Here is a 213-nt window from a genome sequence, read left to right on the forward strand (position 1 = left end):
TCCATCGAAGCCCTGAGCCAGACCCTGGCCAGCAGCGTCAAGCAGTGGCGCCAGCGTAATCCCCAGGTAGTGGCAGCCAACATCAAGCCCGGCGGCACCAGCAAGGCCCGCCATCAACTGGCCGAAGGCAAGCTGGAAACCCAGAAAGAGCAGGCGCCTGCGTCCCAGGCCCCCAATCAATGCAAGAACGGCGCCCCGGCCAACACCTGCAAC

Annotated in this window: 1 protein-coding gene; it reads left to right on the top strand. The window is 64.8% G+C overall.

Annotation, left to right across the window (positions count from 1 at the left end; all coding sequences use genetic code 11):
- On the top strand, positions 1-213 hold a 213-nt coding region (locus DM373_RS28625; RefSeq protein ID WP_157966930.1), incomplete at both ends, for a hypothetical protein.

This window comes from Pseudomonas sichuanensis, assembly GCF_003231305.1.
Taxonomy (GTDB): Bacteria; Pseudomonadota; Gammaproteobacteria; order Pseudomonadales; family Pseudomonadaceae; genus Aquipseudomonas; species Aquipseudomonas sichuanensis.